The organism is Streptomyces sp. B5E4 (assembly GCF_039871555.1).
Lineage (GTDB): Bacteria > Actinomycetota > Actinomycetes > Streptomycetales > Streptomycetaceae > Streptomyces.
On record NZ_JBDPMI010000018.1, the window covers coordinates 53,155 to 68,862 of the forward strand.

The 15,708-nt window shown below is 75.9% G+C and carries 14 protein-coding genes; 11 read left to right on the forward strand and 3 right to left on the reverse strand.

From position 1 onward, the window contains the following. The first annotated feature begins 98 nt into the window (after window positions 1-98). A complete protein-coding gene (locus ABGA99_RS22350; RefSeq protein ID WP_347579973.1) occupies window positions 99-950 on the forward strand; it encodes a glycerophosphodiester phosphodiesterase family protein in 852 nt (283 codons plus the stop codon). A 152-nt stretch (window positions 951-1,102) separates the two neighbouring features. After that, window positions 1,103-2,053 carry a beta-ketoacyl-ACP synthase 3 gene (locus ABGA99_RS22355; RefSeq protein WP_347579972.1) on the forward strand — a complete coding sequence of 317 codons (951 nt, stop codon included), beginning with the start codon at window positions 1,103-1,105 and terminating at the stop codon, window positions 2,051-2,053. Window positions 2,054-2,065: 12 nt separating this feature from the next. On the opposite strand, the gene ABGA99_RS22360 is transcribed toward ABGA99_RS22355, so the two are convergent. From ABGA99_RS22360 to ABGA99_RS22370, 3 genes are all read right to left on the reverse strand, one after another. Next, on the reverse strand, window positions 2,066-2,968 hold the full coding sequence (locus ABGA99_RS22360; protein WP_347583290.1) for an aldo/keto reductase: 903 nt from the start codon (window positions 2,966-2,968) through the stop codon (window positions 2,066-2,068). Between the two features lie 63 nt (window positions 2,969-3,031). Next, complete coding sequence (locus tag ABGA99_RS22365) at window positions 3,032-3,796, reverse strand: hypothetical protein (protein WP_347579970.1); 765 nt, start codon at window positions 3,794-3,796, stop codon at window positions 3,032-3,034. 32 nt (window positions 3,797-3,828) lie between these two features. Then, window positions 3,829-4,524, reverse strand: coding sequence for a hypothetical protein (locus ABGA99_RS22370; protein WP_347579969.1), 696 nt, complete (start codon window positions 4,522-4,524; stop codon window positions 3,829-3,831). A 216-nt stretch (window positions 4,525-4,740) separates the two neighbouring features. On the opposite strand from ABGA99_RS22370, the gene ABGA99_RS22375 reads away from it, so the two are divergent. The 9 genes from ABGA99_RS22375 to ABGA99_RS22415 all read left to right on the forward strand — a co-directional run bounded on the left by ABGA99_RS22375 (window position 4,741) and on the right by ABGA99_RS22415 (window position 15,663). Next, the gene (locus tag ABGA99_RS22375; protein WP_347579968.1) at window positions 4,741-6,027 is read left to right on the forward strand and encodes a sulfite oxidase; all 1,287 of its coding nucleotides are present in this window, start codon (window positions 4,741-4,743) and stop codon (window positions 6,025-6,027) included. Between the two features lie 74 nt (window positions 6,028-6,101). Continuing rightward, window positions 6,102-7,319 (forward strand): cysteine desulfurase-like protein, encoded by a 1,218-nt coding sequence (locus ABGA99_RS22380; RefSeq protein ID WP_347579967.1) that lies wholly within the window; start codon window positions 6,102-6,104, stop codon window positions 7,317-7,319. A 75-nt stretch (window positions 7,320-7,394) separates the two neighbouring features. Next, window positions 7,395-7,901 (forward strand): (2Fe-2S)-binding protein, encoded by a 507-nt coding sequence (locus tag ABGA99_RS22385; RefSeq protein WP_347579966.1) that lies wholly within the window; start codon window positions 7,395-7,397, stop codon window positions 7,899-7,901. Beyond that, window positions 7,898-10,282, forward strand: a complete 2,385-nt coding sequence (locus ABGA99_RS22390) for a xanthine dehydrogenase family protein molybdopterin-binding subunit (RefSeq protein WP_347579965.1) — start codon at window positions 7,898-7,900, stop codon at window positions 10,280-10,282. Before ABGA99_RS22385 ends, ABGA99_RS22390 begins: the two co-directional genes overlap by 4 nt. Further along, window positions 10,279-11,145: a xanthine dehydrogenase family protein subunit M gene (locus ABGA99_RS22395; protein WP_347579964.1), complete on the forward strand. Its 867-nt coding sequence runs from the start codon at window positions 10,279-10,281 to the stop codon at window positions 11,143-11,145. The genes ABGA99_RS22390 and ABGA99_RS22395 overlap by 4 nt, the downstream gene beginning before the upstream one ends. A gap of 45 nt (window positions 11,146-11,190) precedes the next feature. Next, a complete protein-coding gene (locus ABGA99_RS22400) occupies window positions 11,191-12,201 on the forward strand; it encodes a MoxR family ATPase (RefSeq protein WP_347579963.1) in 1,011 nt (336 codons plus the stop codon). Window positions 12,202-12,273: 72 nt separating this feature from the next. Next, window positions 12,274-13,470, forward strand: a complete 1,197-nt coding sequence (locus tag ABGA99_RS22405) for a VWA domain-containing protein (RefSeq protein WP_347579962.1) — start codon at window positions 12,274-12,276, stop codon at window positions 13,468-13,470. Window positions 13,471-13,497: 27 nt separating this feature from the next. Then, window positions 13,498-14,226 (forward strand): SRPBCC family protein, encoded by a 729-nt coding sequence (locus ABGA99_RS22410; RefSeq protein WP_347583291.1) that lies wholly within the window; start codon window positions 13,498-13,500, stop codon window positions 14,224-14,226. A gap of 171 nt (window positions 14,227-14,397) precedes the next feature. Further along, window positions 14,398-15,663 carry an ROK family transcriptional regulator gene (locus tag ABGA99_RS22415; protein ID WP_347579960.1) on the forward strand — a complete coding sequence of 422 codons (1,266 nt, stop codon included), beginning with the start codon at window positions 14,398-14,400 and terminating at the stop codon, window positions 15,661-15,663. Window positions 15,664-15,708 lie beyond the last annotated feature (45 nt).

A 15,708-nucleotide genomic window follows, 5' to 3' on the forward strand; every position in this document is an offset into this window, starting at 1 on the left:
GTCCCGATCACGGCCTCTTTACGTGATCGTCCGTCTTGTTTAACGTCACGTCTTCAGCCTCGGCAGCACCACCAACACCACGAGAGCGAAGGTCAATTGTGAAGCTCGTGAGATCCCTGCTGCGGGCGGCGCCCGTCCTCGCGGCCCTGACGGCCGCGGGCGTCCTCGCAGGCGCGTCCGTCGCCCAGGCCGCGTCCGCCGGGCCCGACGTCATCGCCCACCGCGGATCCTCCGGCGTGGCGCCGGAGAACACCGCGGCGGCGACCCGGCTGGCGGTCCGCCAGGACGCCGACTTCGTCGAGATCGACGTGCAGCGCACGAAGGACGGCAAGCTCGTCAACTTCCACGACTGCACCATGGAGCGGACCACCGACATCGAGGAGGTCTACCCCGGCCGGCCGAGCTACCGCGTCTCCGACTTCACCTGGGCCGAGCTGAGCCGCCTGGACGCCGGCTCCTGGTTCTCGGCCAGGTACGCCGGCGAGCCGATCATCACCGTCGACCGCGTCATCGACCTCATCGACAGGAAGTCCGGCCTGCTCGCCGAGATCAGCCCGTGCGGGCACTACGACGCCGGCCTGCCCGCGGACCTCGCCGAACTGCTGCAGGCCAGGCCGGCCTACGTCGAGCGCGCGCTGGCGAACGGCCAACTGGCCGTGCAGTCCTTCGAGACGGACGACGCACAGGGCTTCAAGAACCTCATGCCCGAGGTGCCCATCGGCTTCCTCGACGCCGACCGTCCCACCGAGGCCGAGCTGGTCGCGCTGAGCGAGTGGGCCGACCAGGTCAACCCGCAGTACACCGTCACCGACCAGGCCCTGGTCGACCGCGTCCACGAGCTGGGCATGGACATCAACGTCTGGACCGTCGACGAGCCCGGCGCGATGCGCAAGATGGCCGGCCTCGGCGTCGACGGCATCATCACCGACTACCCGCAGTCCCTCACGTAGGGGCGCACGGAAGGTGAGGCGGCGGCGCGGCAAGGGCACACCCCGCCAAAGACCCGCGCCGCCGCTTTGATGGATCTCCACTGCCCAACCCGGGGCACACCCGGCAGACTCGAAGGACAGCGGACGACCAGTCACCCCAGCGGAGGCGGCCCATGACCGGATCGCGGATCCTCGCACTCGGCCACTACCAGCCCGGGAAGGTGCTGACGAACGACGATCTGGCGAAGTTCGTCGACACCGACGACGAGTGGATCCGCAGCCGGGTCGGCATCCGTACCCGGCACGTCGCGGCCGACGACGAGACCGTGGACATGATGGCCGCGCACGCCGCCGCCAAGGCCCTCGCCGGCGCCGGCACCAAGACCGAGGACGTCGACCTCGTCATGGTCGCCACCTGCACCGCCGAGCACCGGGTGCCGAGCATCGCCGCGCGGGTCGCCGAGCGGCTGGGCATCCCCGCGCCGGCGGCCATCGACGTCAACGTCTCCTGCTCCGGCTTCACCCACGCCCTCGCCCAGGCCGACCACACCCTCCGGGCCGGTGCCGCGAGCCGCGCCCTGGTCATCGCCGCGGAGAAGCTGACGGGCGTCACCGACTGGACCGACCGCTCGACCGCCGTCCTCACCGGCGACGGCGCCGGTGCCGCCGTGCTCGCCCCCGCGGCGGGCCCCGACGAGGCGGGCGCCGTCGGCCCCGTCGTGTGGGGCTCCGCGCCCGGCATGGGGCGCGCGGTACGCATCGAGGGCTCGCCGCCCGTCTTCGCCCAGGAGGGCCAGGCCGTCTACCGCTGGGCCGTCAAGGAGCTGCCGCCGATCGTCCGCCGGGTCTGCGAGCGCGGCGGCGTGGCGCCGGCGGACCTCGGCGCGATCGTGCTGCACCAGGCGAACCTGCGGATCATCGAGCCGCTCGCGCGCAGCCTGGGCGCCCCGCAGGCCGTCGTCGCCACCGACGTCACCGAGTCGGGCAACACCTCGGGGGCGAGCGTGCCGCTGGCCTTCTCCAAGCTGGTGGCGCGCGGCGAGGTGGAATCCGGCGCGCCGGTGCTGCTCTTCGCCTTCGGCGGCAACCTGTCGTACGCGGGCCAGATCGTGCGCTGCCCGTAGGGCCGCGCCCGGTCAGCCGCCGACCGCGGACAGGCGGGCGAACTGCTCGTCCGACAGCGTCAGATCCCGTGCGGCCATGTTCTCCGCCAGATGACCGGGCGACGTCGTGCCCGGGATGGGCAGCACGTTCGGCGCCCGGCGCAGCAGCCAGGCCAGCGCCGTCTGCGCCGGCGTGGCGCCCAGCTCGGCGGCCACCTCCGCGACCGGGCCGCCGGGCGCGGCCAGCGTGCCGACGGCCATCGGGAAGTACGGCACGAAGGCGATGCCCTCGGCGGCGGTGTAGTCGACGACGGCCTCGTGGTCGCGCATCGCGAGGTTGTAGAGGTTCTGCACGGAGGCGATCGTGGCGATCTCGCGCGCCGCGCGCAGCTGCCCGACGTCGACCTCGGACAGGCCGATGTGCCGCACCTTGCCCTCGTCCTGGAGTTCCTTCAGCGTCCCGACCTGGTCGGCGAGCGGCACGTCGGCGTCGACGCGGTGCAACTGGAACAGGTCGATGCGGTCGGTACGCAGCCGGCGCAGGCTCAGCTCCGCCTGCTGCCGCAGATACGCGGGCCGGCCCAGCGGCACCCACTGCCCCGGGCCCGGTCTGGCGAGGCCCGCCTTCGTGGCGACGACGACCCCGTCCGGGTACGGGTGCAGCGCCTCGGCGACGACCTCCTCGACGGCGCCGAGGGCGTAGGAGTCGGCGGTGTCGATGAGCCCCACACCCAGCTCGACCGCGCGCCGCAGCACGGCGACGGCCCCGGCCCGGTCCCGCGGCGGCTCCCAGATGACCGCTTCCGACGGGGGGATGCCGGGGTGGTCGGTGAGCCGCATCGTGCCGTAGCCGATACGGCCGACCGGCATGTCGCCGCCGAGGTCGAACGTGGGCCCGGCGGCGCCCGGTGACGGTGCGGTCGGTGAGTGCGTCATGCGGCGACGCTACAACCTGAGGCGGCGGCCGGGCCGCCACCGACGCGGGGGAGCGGCGGGGTGTCAGCCGGCGGCCTTCGGGAAGAGCGTGGTGAACGGCTCCAGCATGCCCGCCGAGTCGCGGACGTAGGGCTGGTCGAACTCCCAGACCAGGAAGAGCAGGAACGCCAGCAGCCCGCTGTGCAGCCCGGCGAGGATCAACTCGCGCGCCGAGCGCTGGATCTGCAGCGCGAAGACCATGCCCATGGCCACCAGACCGCCGGCGATCAGACCGAACCACACCAGCGACGGCATCGTGGGCCCCGAGTTCAACGCCCGCTCGTTGCGGGCCTCCTCGGCCGCGGCGATCTGGTCGCCCAGCGCGTAGGCGGCGCGGTTCTCGGCGTCGGTCTCCGGCACGTACGCGACGAGTCCGCGGCGTACCTCGTCCAGCAGCTCGTCGCCGCGCTCGTCGAGGCCGTCGCCGTCCTGCATCGCCGGCCACTCCTCGTGCACCGCGTAGCCGACGTACGCCGCGATGTCCGCGCGGATCTCCTCGCGCACCGGGGCCGGGTACTCGGCCAGCCGCTCGCTGGTCTCGTGCAGCGCGAACGCCTCCCGCTGCACCGAGTCCTCCGCGCTGCTCTTGGCTTCCCAGACGCCGGCGATCGCCAGGCCCAGCACGATCGCGTACACCACCCCGATCATCATCGTCATGTACTCGATGACGTCGGGGGTCTCGTCGGGGTCGAACTCCTCGTCGGGGCGGCGGTGCCGGAGGACGGTGATGAGCACGACGATCGCGATGGCCGTGGCCATCGCGAGGGTGAGCATGAGCCATTCGGACACGGGATGCCTCCGGCGGTCGGGCTGCGGGGCGGTCAGGAGCGGTTACGGGCCGCTGCGCCGGAGCCGCTGAGGGCGGCGGCGGCGAGGATCGCGGGGGCGACGAAGAGGAGCGTCCTGGTGACGGGCGAGGTGCCTTCGTCGACTTCCCGGGGCGGCGGCTCGTGGTAGAGGGGCCGCAGCGAGGGCGAGGGCGAGGGCGAGGGGGCGGGGTCGGGGCCCGGCGTGCGGCTGGGCGCGGGCGTGGGTGTGGGCGTCGGTGGTGCGGGCGCGGCGGCCGGCGGCACGGCGGGCTCGGGCGCGGCCGGCTCCGGCGGTGCGGGCGCGGGTGCCCGCGGCGACGGCGTAGGGGACGGAGGGGGCGGCGCGGGCGTCGGTGTCGGGGTCGGCGTCGGCGTCGGCGACGGCGACGGCGACGGCGTGGGGGTCGGCGAGGGCGGCTTCGGGGTGGGCGTCGGCGAGGGCTTCTTGCCGCACCCCTGCCGCACCGCCTCCCCGACGCCCTGCTCCCGTGCGATACGCCCCAGTTCCTCCAGCGGCAGGTCCCCGCCGACGCGCACGCACCCGTCGGCGGGCAGGGCCAACCCCCGTACGGCGGCGGTCCGCGGGGCGTCGGCGGCGGCCGGCGCCGCGCCCGTGGCCGCGGCCGGGCCGGTGGCGGCGAGCGCCGCCAGCAGCACGGCGGCGCGTACGGCGGGCCGCGCGGCGCGCGGTGTCTTCTCCCGGGTCACGGCCACACGTTGCTCCGCGCCGCGCCCGAGTACGCCCCCTGCGCGCGTAATCCACCCGCAGGCGCGGTCCGTCTCGCCCGTCCCTCGCACGAACGCTCGTCACTCGCGCTTCGTTTCGCTCCCGTGCGCGAGCCGGGCCCGCGGCCCGTACGCCCTCCGGGTGGTTTCACGAGTTCTTCACAAACAGGCAATGGCGTTCTGCGGACGGGCGCCCGGATGATCGACGTCATGCCGAAATCGCAGCCGTCCGACGAGACCTCGTACGACCGCCGCCGCCTGCGCCAGTGGCTCGACGGTGACGCCCGCACCCCGGGTGTCGCCCGGCGCGACATGCTGCGGCTCTTCGCCGCCGCCGGCGGGGCCGGCGCCCTGGGCGCGCTCGGCGCGGCACCCGCGGGGGCGGCGGCGTCCGCACCCCGGGCCGCCGCCGGCATCGTCAAGCCGTTGCCACCCGAGCTGTTCACGGTCCGCGGCACCAACGCCGAGACCAACTGGCCCGCCCTGAAGGACACCGGCTACCTCACCCCCGCCGACCGCTTCTTCGTCCGCAACCACACCGCCACCCCCGTGCTCGACGCCGCCGACTGGAGCCTGCGCGTCTGGGGCGACGGACTGCGCGGCGGCGAGGCGGAGTTCGGGCTCGACGACCTCAAGGCGCTGCCCGCCGCGGTCCGGTCCGCGTTCGTGGAGTGCGCGGGCAACGGCCGCAGCTTCTTCGCCAGCCAGCAGGGCGGCACCGTCTCCGGCACCTCGTGGACCCTCGGCGCCATCGGCGTCGCGCGCTGGCGCGGCGCCCGCCTGGGCGACGTGCTGCGGCGGGCCGGGCTCACCCGGCGCGCGGTCGACGTGATGCCGCGCGGGCTGGACGGCGAGTACGTGGCGGACGGGATCAACCTCGGCCACGTGCGCCGCCCGCTGCCGGTGGCCAAGGCGCTGGACGACGTGATCCTCGCGTACGAGATGAACGGCGAGCCGCTGCCCGCCGACCACGGGCACCCGGTGCGCGTGCTCGTACCGTCGTGGGTGGGTATCTCCTCGATCAAGTGGGTCGGCGACGTGCAGGTCTCCGCCGAGCCGCTGTACTCCCCGTGGAACACCGACTTCTACCGGCTCTTCGGCCCCTCCTACCCGCCCGAGGGCAGCGAGCCGCTCAGCCGGCAGACCCTCAAGAGCGCCTTCGAACTGCCCTGGAACGCCACCCTCGCCGCCGGCGAGACACACCGCCTGACCGGCCGCTCCTGGTCCGGCGCGGGCGGCGTACGGGCCGTGGAGGTCAGCACCGACGGCGGCGTCACCTGGCGCCGCGCCCGGCTCGCCGACGCCCCGCGCGCCGACGGCTGGGTGCGCTGGTCGGCCACCTGGCGCCCGGAGCGTCCCGGCCCGGCCGACGTACGCGCCCGCGCCACCGACGCCAGCGGCCGCACCCAGCCCGCGCGGACCGTCCACAACGACCAGGGCTACCTCTTCGACGCGGTCGTCCGCCACCCGGTCACCGTCGCCTGAGCCGCGGGCGGTCTCCCGCCGGCGGGGGGTGAGCGCGCACACTGGTGATCCCCGGCACCGGCAGGAGGCCGCCCGTGACGTACGACCTGGCCGCGATACGCGCCCGCATCCCGGCGCTGAAGGACGGGACCGCCTACTTCGACGGCCCCGGCGGCACCCAGACGCCGGCCCCCGTCATCGAGGCGATGGCGGCGGCGCTGGGCGCCCCGCTGTCCAACCAGGGCCGTGTCACGGCCGCGGAGCGCAACGCCGAGGCGATCGTGGACGGCGCCCGCGCCGCGCTCGCCGACCTGCTCGGCGTGCCGGCCGGCGGCGTCGTCTTCGGGCGCAGCGCCACGCAGCTCACGTACGACGTCGCCCGCACCCTGGCCCGCACGTGGGGGCCGGGCGACGAGGTCGTCGTCACCCGCCTCGACCACGACGCGAACATCCGCCCCTGGGTGCAGGCCGCCGAGCACGCCGGGGCGGCGGTGCGCTGGTGCGACTTCGACCCGGACACCGGCGAGCTGACCCCCGGTCACCTGGCCGCCGTGCTCTCCGAGCGGACCCGGCTGGTCGCGGTCACCGCCGCCGCCAACCTCATCGGCACCCGGCCGCCGGTGCCGGAACTGGCCCGGATGGCACACGACGCGGGGGCACTGGTCCACGTCGACGCGGTGCACTACGCCGCGCACGCCGCCGTCGACGCCGAGGCGCTCGGCGCGGACTTCGTCGTCTGCTCCCCGTACAAGTTCCTCGGCCCGCACCTGGGCGTGCTGGGCGCTCGGCCCGAACTGCTGCGCAGCCTCGCGCCGGACAAGCTGCTGCCCGCCACCGACGCCGTGCCGCAGCGCTTCGAGCAGGGCACGCTGCCGTACGAGCTGCTGGCCGGGGCCCGCGCCGCCGTCGACTTCCTCGCCGGCCTCGATCCCGAGCCCGACGCCGGCGGCGACCGCAGGGCGCGGCTGATCCGGGCGTACGCGGCGATCGAAGCCCACGAGGACGCGCTGCGGCTCAGCGCGGAGGACGGCCTCGCCCCCCTGCCCGGCGTGACCCTGCGCTCCCGCGCCGCCCACCGCACCCCGACCCTGCTGCTCACCCTCGACGGCCGCGGCACCGAGGCGGCGTACCGCTTCCTGGCCGGGCGCGGCGTCAACGCCCCCTCCGGCTCCTTCTACGCCCTGGAGGCCTCCCGCCGCCTCGGGCTCGGCGACGGCGGCGGACTGCGGGCCGGTCTGGCGCCGTACAGTTCGGCCGAGGACGTCGAGCGGCTGGTCGCGGGCCTCGGGGAATTCCTGCGTACGACGGCCTAGTTCCCCCGCCCCGGATGCGGTCCTACAGTGGCGCACACCACAGCGCCACGGACCCGTCCGATCCGGGGAGGGCACATGAGCCGCATCTCGGTCACAGTCGACGGCACGACCTACGAGGACGACGTGGAGCCGCGCCTGCTCCTCGTGCACTACCTGCGCGACCGCCTGGGCCTGACCGGCACACCCGTCGGCTGCGACACCGGCAACTGCGGTGCCTGCACGGTCGACGTGGCGGGCGCGAGCGTCAAATCCTGCTCCATGCTGGCCGTTCAGGCGGACGGGGCGGAGGTGACGACGATCCAGGGGCTGGCCGCCGACGGCCGGTGGCACCCGCTGCAGCGGGCCTTCCACGAGGAGCACGGGCTGCAGTGCGGCTACTGCACACCCGGCATGATCCTCGCCGCCCGTGACCTGCTGCGCGCCAATCCGCACCCGACCGCCGAGGAGGTCAGACACGGCCTGGAGGGCAACCTCTGCCGCTGCACCGGCTACCAGAACATCGTGCGCGCGGTCCTCGCCGCCGCCGAAGCCGGAGCGGGAACAGGTGCCGGTGCCGACGACGCCGGGGAGGCCGCGATATGACCACCGCAGAGCAGGCCGCGCCCGCCGTCGGCCGCTCCCACCCGCGCAAGGAAGACGCCCGCCTGGTCACCGGCCGGACGAGCTGGACCGACAACATCACCCTGCCCGGGATGCTCCACATGGCGGTGCTGCGCAGCCCGATGGCGCACGCCCGCATCGACCGCCTCGACCTCACGGCCGTCCGCGACCGCCCCGGCGTGGTCGCCGCGTTCGGCGCCGCCGACCTCGACGGCGAGCTGGGCTCCCTGCCCTGCGCCTGGCCGGTCACCGAGGACATCGTCCACCCCGACCACCCGCCGCTGGCCGTCGACGAGGTACGCCACGCCGGCGACCCCGTCGCCGTCGTCGTCGCCCGCGACCGCTACGCCGCCGCCGACGCGCTGGAGGCCGTCGAGGTCGACTACACCCCGCTGCCGCCCGTGCTCGACATGGAGGCCGCGCTCGCCGACGGCGCCCCGCTCGTCCACGCCGGCAAGGGCACCAACCGCTGCTTCGACTGGCCCCTGGCGAGCGGGGACTACGCCGCGGCCAGGGCCCGCGCCGACGTCGTCGTCACCCGCCGCTACGTACAGCAGCGCCTCATCCCCAACGCCATGGAGCCGCGCGCGGTGGTCGCCGCCCCCGCGGCCACCGGCGCCGACGAGTACACCCTGTACTCCGCCACCCAGATCCCGCACATCCTGCGCGTGATGCTCGCCGTCGTCACCGGCATCCCCGAGCAGAAGATCCGCGTCATCGCCCCCGACGTCGGCGGCGGGTTCGGCTCCAAGCTCCAGGTGTACGCCGAGGAGGCCCTCGCGCTCGTCGTCGCCAAGCGGCTCGGGCGCCCGGTGAAGTGGACCGAGTCCCGCTCCGAGGGCTATCTCGCCACCCACCACGGCCGCGACCAGATCCAGGACGTCGAGGTCGCCGCGACCCGCGACGGCCGGCTGCTGGGCATGAAGGTCGACCTGCTGGCCGACATGGGCGCGTACCTCATGCTCGTCACCCCCGGCATCCCGATCCTCGGCGCCTTCATGTACCCGGGGATCTACAAGATGGACGCCTACGCCTTCCACTGCACCGGCGTCTTCACCACCAAGACCCCCACCGACGCGTACCGCGGCGCCGGCCGCCCCGAGGCCACGTACGCCGTCGAACGCGTCATGGACGAACTCGCCGCGGAACTCGGCCTCGACCCCGTCGAACTGCGCCGGCGCAACTGGATCGGGCACGGCGAGTTCCCGTACACCTCGGTCGCGGGCCTCACCTACGACAGCGGCAACTACGAGGCAGCCACCGACAAGGCCCTCGCCCACTTCGGCTACGCCGCCCTCCGCGCCGAGCAGCGCGAGCGGCACGCCCGCGGTGACACCGTGCGGCTCGGCGTCGGCGTCTCCACGTACACCGAAATGTGCGGCCTGGCGCCCAGCCGCGTCCTGCGCGACCTGCGGTACGCGGCCGGCGGCTGGGAGGCGGCGAGCATCCGCATGCTGCCCACCGGCAAGGTCGAGGTGATCACCGGCACCAGCCCGCACGGCCAGGGGCACGCCACCACCTGGAGCCAGATCGCCGCCGACGTGCTCGGCGTGCCCGTCGAGGACGTCGACGTGCTCCACGGTGACACCCGCATCGCGCCGCAGGGCATGGACACCTACGGCTCGCGCTCGCTCGTCGTCGGCGGGGTCGCCGTGCACGAGGCGGCGGTGAAGGTCGTCGGCAAGGCGCGCCGGGTCGCGGCCCATCTGATGGAGGCGAGCGAGGAGGACCTGGAGTTCACGGCGGGCACCTTCGCCGTCCGCGGCTCGCCGGAGGCGACGAAGACGATCCAGGAGGTCGCCTTCGCGACCTTCACCGGCCACGATCTGCCCGACGGCATGGAGCCGACGATCAACGCGGGGCACGTCGTGGAGCCGGACAACTTCTCGTATCCGCACGGCACCCACCTCTGCGCGGTCGAGGTGGACACGGAGACCGGGGCGGTCCGCATCCGCTCGTACGTCGCCGTGGACGACGTCGGCAAGGTCGTCAACCCGCTGATCGTGGAGGGCCAGGTGCACGGCGGGCTGGCCCAGGGCATCGCGCAGGCGCTGTACGAGGAGGCCGTCTACGACGACGACGGCAACCTCGTCTCCGGCACCCTCGCCGACTACCACGTGCCCGCCGCCCCCGACCTGCCCGACTTCGTCACCGACCGCACCGAGACCCCCGCCACGTCCAACCCGCTGGGCGTCAAGGGCGTCGGCGAGGCCGGCACGATCGCCTCCACGCCGGCGGTCGTCGGCGCGATCGTCGACGCGCTGCGCCCGCTGGGCGTCACCGACGTGCGGATGCCCTGCACGCCGGAGCGCGTGTGGCGGGCGATCCAGGACGCGCAGGCGGCGAAGGGAGCCTCCGCATGATCCCCGCGGCATTCGACTACGTACGGCCCGAGTCGGTCGGCGAGGCCGTCGGCGCCCTCGCCGACGCCGAGGCCGCCGGGCGCGAGGCGAAGGTCCTCGCCGGCGGGCAGAGCCTGCTGCCGCTGCTGCGGATGCGACTGGCCCTCCCCGACCTCGTCGTGGACGCCGGCCGGATCCCGGAGCTGAGCGGCGTACGCGACGACGGCGACGCGCTGGTGATCGGCGCGCTGACGACGCACCACGACGTGCTCGCCGACCCGCTGGTACGCCGCCACGCCGGGCTGCTCGCTGCGGCCACCGCCACCGTCGCCGACCCGGCGGTCCGGCACCGCGGCACCCTCGGCGGCTCGCTGGCCCACGCCGACCCCGCCGCCGACCTGCCGGCGGTGGTGCTCGCGCTGGACGCCGAGCTGACCGCGGTGGGACCCGGCGGGCGGCGGACGGTCCCGGCGCGGGAGTTCTTCACCGACTACCTGACCACGGCGCTGGCGCCGGGCGAACTGCTGGCCGAGATCCGGGTGCCCAAGTACGACGGCTGGGGCTTTCGCTACGAGAAGTTCAGCCGGGCGGCGCAGGCGTGGGCGCTGGTCGGCGTGGCCGCCGCGGTGCGGCGCGACGGCGGGCGGGTCGCCGAGGCCCGGATCGGGCTGACCAGCATGGGCCCGACGCCGGTGCGGGCGGCGGCCGTCGAGGCGGCGCTCGCCGGGGCCGAGGCCACGGAGGAGTCGGTCGCCCAGGCGGCCTCCGCCGCGGCGGAGGGCACGCGCCCGGCGGCGGACCTGTCGGGTTCGGCCGCGTACCGCGCGCACCTCGCCCGGGTGCTCACCCGCAGGGCGGTGCTCGCGGCGGCCGGCCCGGCGTGACGGGCGGCCGGGACGGGACGGCCGGAGCCCGAGGAGGCGAGCGCGGTGGCGCGTGAGGAGCCGGCGGGGGAGCCGGAGAGGCGCGGGCCGCACGGCGTCGCCCGCGACGCGCGGGCACCGGAGGCCGTGCGGTCCGCGTCAGGGGCCGCACGGCCCGTACCCGCAACGCACGTGCGGCCCGCGTCCGTCGGGGACCTGCGGGCCCGGCTGGAGGCCACGGGCTATCTCGCCGACGAGGGCCTGGCCACCGCCTGCCACCTCGCCCTCACCCTGCACCGCCCGCTGTTCTGCGAAGGCGAGGCCGGCGCGGGCAAGACCGCGCTGGCCGCCGCCCTCGCCGACGTCCTCGGCGCGCCGCTGATCCGGCTCCAGTGCTACGAGGGCATCGACGCCTCCCAGGCCCTCTACGACTGGGACTTCCCGCGTCAGTTGCTGCACCTGCGGGCGGCGCAGGCGGCGGGCGCCACGGACGCGGGCCGCCTGGAGGACGAGCTGTACGGCGAGCGGTTCCTCGTGGCCCGGCCGCTGCTGCGCGCGCTGCGGACGAACCCGAGCGTGCTGCTGATCGACGAGATCGACCGCGCGGACGACGAGTTCGAGGCGTTCCTGCTGGAACTGCTGTCGGAGTACGCGGTGACGATCCCGGAGCTGGGCACGCTGCGGGCCGAGACCCCGCCGGTGGTCGTGCTCACCTCCAACCGCACCCGGGAGGTCCACGACGCGCTCAAACGGCGCTGCCTGTTCCACTGGTTCGCCCACCCCGGCTACGCCCGCGAGCTGGCGATCGTCCGCAGCCGCCGCCCCCGGGTGGCGCGGCGGCTCGCGGAGCAGGTGACCGCGGCGGTCCACGAGCTGCGCGCCATGGACCTGGTCAAGCCGCCGGGGGTGGCGGAGACGATCGACTGGGCCGAGGCGCTCGCGGCGCTCGGCGCGACGGAGCTGGACGCGGACCTGGCGGTGGCCACCCTGGGCTCGGTGCTGAAGTACCGCGAGGACACCGAGCGCGCGACGGCACTGGACCTGCGCGGGCTGCTGGCCGCGGCCCGGGGGAGCTGACCCGCGGTGGCGGGAGAGCGGGAAGCGGAAGGGGGCCGCCGGGGTACGGGCCGGGGCTGGCCCCACGCGGGTGTGCCGGATGCCGGCCGCGCTGCTGACGGCCCGGGTGCCGGTGCCACGGGTCCGGCCGGACCCGGCGGCTGGGGCGACGGCGTCGCCGTGCTCCTCGGGTTCGCGCGGGCGCTGCGGGAGACGGGGGTGCCGGCCGGCGGCGAGCGGGTGCAGGCGTTCCTCGGCGCCGTGGACGCGCTCGGTACCGGGCGGGGCGAGGTGTACTGGGCCGGCCGGCTCACGCTCTGCGGGCGCGCGGAGGACCTGGCGCCCTACGACCGCGCGTTCGCCGCGTACTTCGGCGACCGCTCGGTGCCCCCGCGCCCGCCCCGTACCACGCCACCGCCCCGCGTCCGCCGCACCGCTCCCGCCGCGGTCCAGGCGCCCGGCGACGACGGCGACCGCACCGGCCCCGCGGCCCCCGCCGCCGCCCGCGCCGGCTCCGCCGAGGTGCTCCGGCACCGCGACATCGCCGGGCTCACCGCCGCGGAGCGCGCCGAACTGCACCGGCTGCGCACGGCGTTCGCGCTCCGCGGCGAGCACCGCCGCACCGCCCGCCGCCGCCCGGCCCGCCGCGGCGCCGTCGACCCGCGGCGTACCGTGCGGGAAGTGCTGCGCGGCGGTGGCGAACCGGCCGCCCTGCGCCACCGCGCCCCCGTGCACAAGCCACGCCGCGTCGTCCTGCTGCTCGACGTCAGCGGCTCCATGTCCGCGTACGCCGACGCCCTGCTGCGCTTCGCCCACGCCGCCCGCCACGGCCGCCCCGCCCGCGCCGCCCCCGCCACCGAGGTCTTCACGCTCGGCACCCGGCTGACCCGCGTCACCCGGCAGTTGTCCCACCGCGACCCGGACGCCGCACTGGCCGCCGTCGGCACCGCCGTGCCGGACTGGAGCGGCGGCACCCGGCTCGGCGAGACCCTGCGGGCCTTCCTCGACCGCTGGGGGCAGCGCGGCCTGGCCCGCGGCGCGGTCGTCGTCGTGCTCTCCGACGGCTGGGAGCGCGGGGACGTCACCCTGCTCGGCGCCCAGGCCCGCCGGCTGCACCGGCTGGCGCACCGCGTGGTCTGGGCCAACCCGCGCAAGGCGCGCCCCGGTTACGCGCCGCTCGCCGGCGGCATGGCCGCGGTGCTGCCACACGTCGACACCTTCGTGGCCGGGCACAGCCTGGCCGCACTCGAACGGCTGGCGGCGGTCGTGAGGGGAGCGGCCGACGCATGACGACGAACCGGCAACGAAGGGACCGCCATGGAGCTGCGGCACGAGTTCACCGTTCCCGTACCGGCCGACGAGGCGTGGCGGGCCCTGCTCGACATCGAGCGCATCGCGCCCTGCATGCCGGGGGCGGCGGTCGAGAGCTTCGACGGCGAGACGGTGCGCGGCACGGTGAAGGTGAAGGTCGGCCCGATCACGCTCACTTACCGGGGCACGGCCTCCTTCCAGGAGAAGGACGGGGCGGGCCGCCGCATGGTGCTCTCCGCGAACGGCAAGGAGACCCGCGGCACGGGTACGGCGCGCGCCACGGTCACCGGGGAGCTGACGGAGACCGGTGGCGGCACGCGGGTGTCGGTGGTGACGGACCTGGCGGTCACGGGCCGGCCCGCGCAGTTCGGGCGGGGGGTGCTGGCGGAGGTGGGCGATCGGCTGGTGGGGCGGTTCGCGGAGTGCCTGGCGGGGAAGCTGGCGGACGGCGGCGCGGAGACCGCCACGGGCGCGGGCCCTGACCGGGAGCCGGACGGGGAGGCCGCCGCGGCCGAAGCAGCGGCGGAAACCGCGGCCGGGGCCGGAGCCGGGCCGCCGTCCGGAGCCGGGCCCGCCGCCCCCGCGGTACGGACCGCCGACCCCGGGTCAAAGCCGCTGGACCTGGTCCGCACGGCCGGCGTCCCCGTCGCCAAGCGGGCCGCCGCCGGAGCCGCGGTCGCGACGGCGCTCGCCGCCGTCGCCCTGGCCGTACGCCGCGCACGCCACCGCCGCTGAACCCCCGCCCGGCGCCCGCGCAACCCCGCCCCGCTCGGCGGTCGCCGGCCCCGCGTGGTACTTCTGTTCTCCGGGGGAGCGCGCCCGCACCAGGGCGGCGCGCGCGGACCGGCCGACCGGCCGGCGCACCGGTGCCCCCGGCGCGCCGACGAGCAGGGAACAGGGTGGACGATGGCCGGGAACCCGGCGAGCGCGGGCCGCCTGCTGCGCCTCATCCGCAGCGGCCAGGCGCCCACCCGCGCCGAGCTGCAGCGGGCCACCGGGCTGTCCCGGTCCACCGTCGGGCTCCGCCTCGACCAGCTCTTCCGCGCCGGCTGGATCCGCGAGGTGGCCGGCACCTCCACCGGCGGACGGCCCTCCGCCCGGCTGGAGTTCGACGACCGGCACGCCGTCGTCCTGGCCGCCGACCTGGAGACCCGGCACGGCCGGGCCGCCGTGCTCGACCTCGCGGGCAACTTACTCGCCGAGAGGACCGGGCCGCTGGTCATCGGCGACGGTCCCGAGCCGGTGCTGGCGGAGGTGTGCCGCTGGTTCGGCCCGCTGCTGGCACAGGCGGGGGAGAGCGCGGCGCGGGTGTGCGGCATCGGGCTGTCCGTGCCCGGCCCCGTGGACGTCGCCGCAGGCCGGGTCGTGGAGCCGCCGATCATGCCGGGCTGGGACGGCTATCCCCTCACCGGACACCTGCGGCGCACGTTCGCCGCCCGGCTGGGCGGCGCCCCGGACCTCCCCGTGTTCGTCGACAACGACGCCAACCTCATGGCGTACGGGGAACAGCGCGCCGGCTTCCCCGACTGCGCCGCCTTCCTGCTCGTCAAGGCGTCCACCGGCATAGGCGCGGGCGTCGTCGTGGACGGCGGCATCTACCGCGGCATCGACGGCGGCGCCGGCGACATCGGGCACATACGGCTGCACGACAGCCGGGAGGCGCTGTGCAGTTGCGGCTCCTACGGCTGCCTCGCCGCCGTCGCCAGCGGGCACGCGCTCGCCGCCCGGCTCGACGGCCTCGGCGTGCCCGCGGCGTCCGGCTCCGACGTGCGCGACCTGCTGGCCGCCGGGCACCCCGAGGCGGTGCGGCTGGCCCGGGAGGCGGGGCAGCGGGTGGGCGAGGTGCTGGTCACGGTCGTCACGCTGCTCAACCCCGGGGTGCTGATGATCTCGGGCGAGCTGTCCTCCGTGCCGTTCCTCACCGGCGTACGCGAGTTGCTCTACCGGCGCGCGATGCCGCGGACCACGGCGCACCTCGACGTCGTCACCGCCCGGCTGGGCGACCGCTCCGCCCTCGTCGGCGCCGCCGCCATGGTCGTGGACGACCTCTACGCCCCGGACCGCGCCGACGCCCGCCTCGCCGCCGCGCACACCGCCGGCACCGGGACCGCCGGCACCGAACCCGCCGCCGGACCAAAGCCGGGCGACACGGCCGCCGGCCACCCCCGTTGATCGTTCCGGGCGGCCGCGGCCGTACGCTGGCTGCCGCGCAACCGG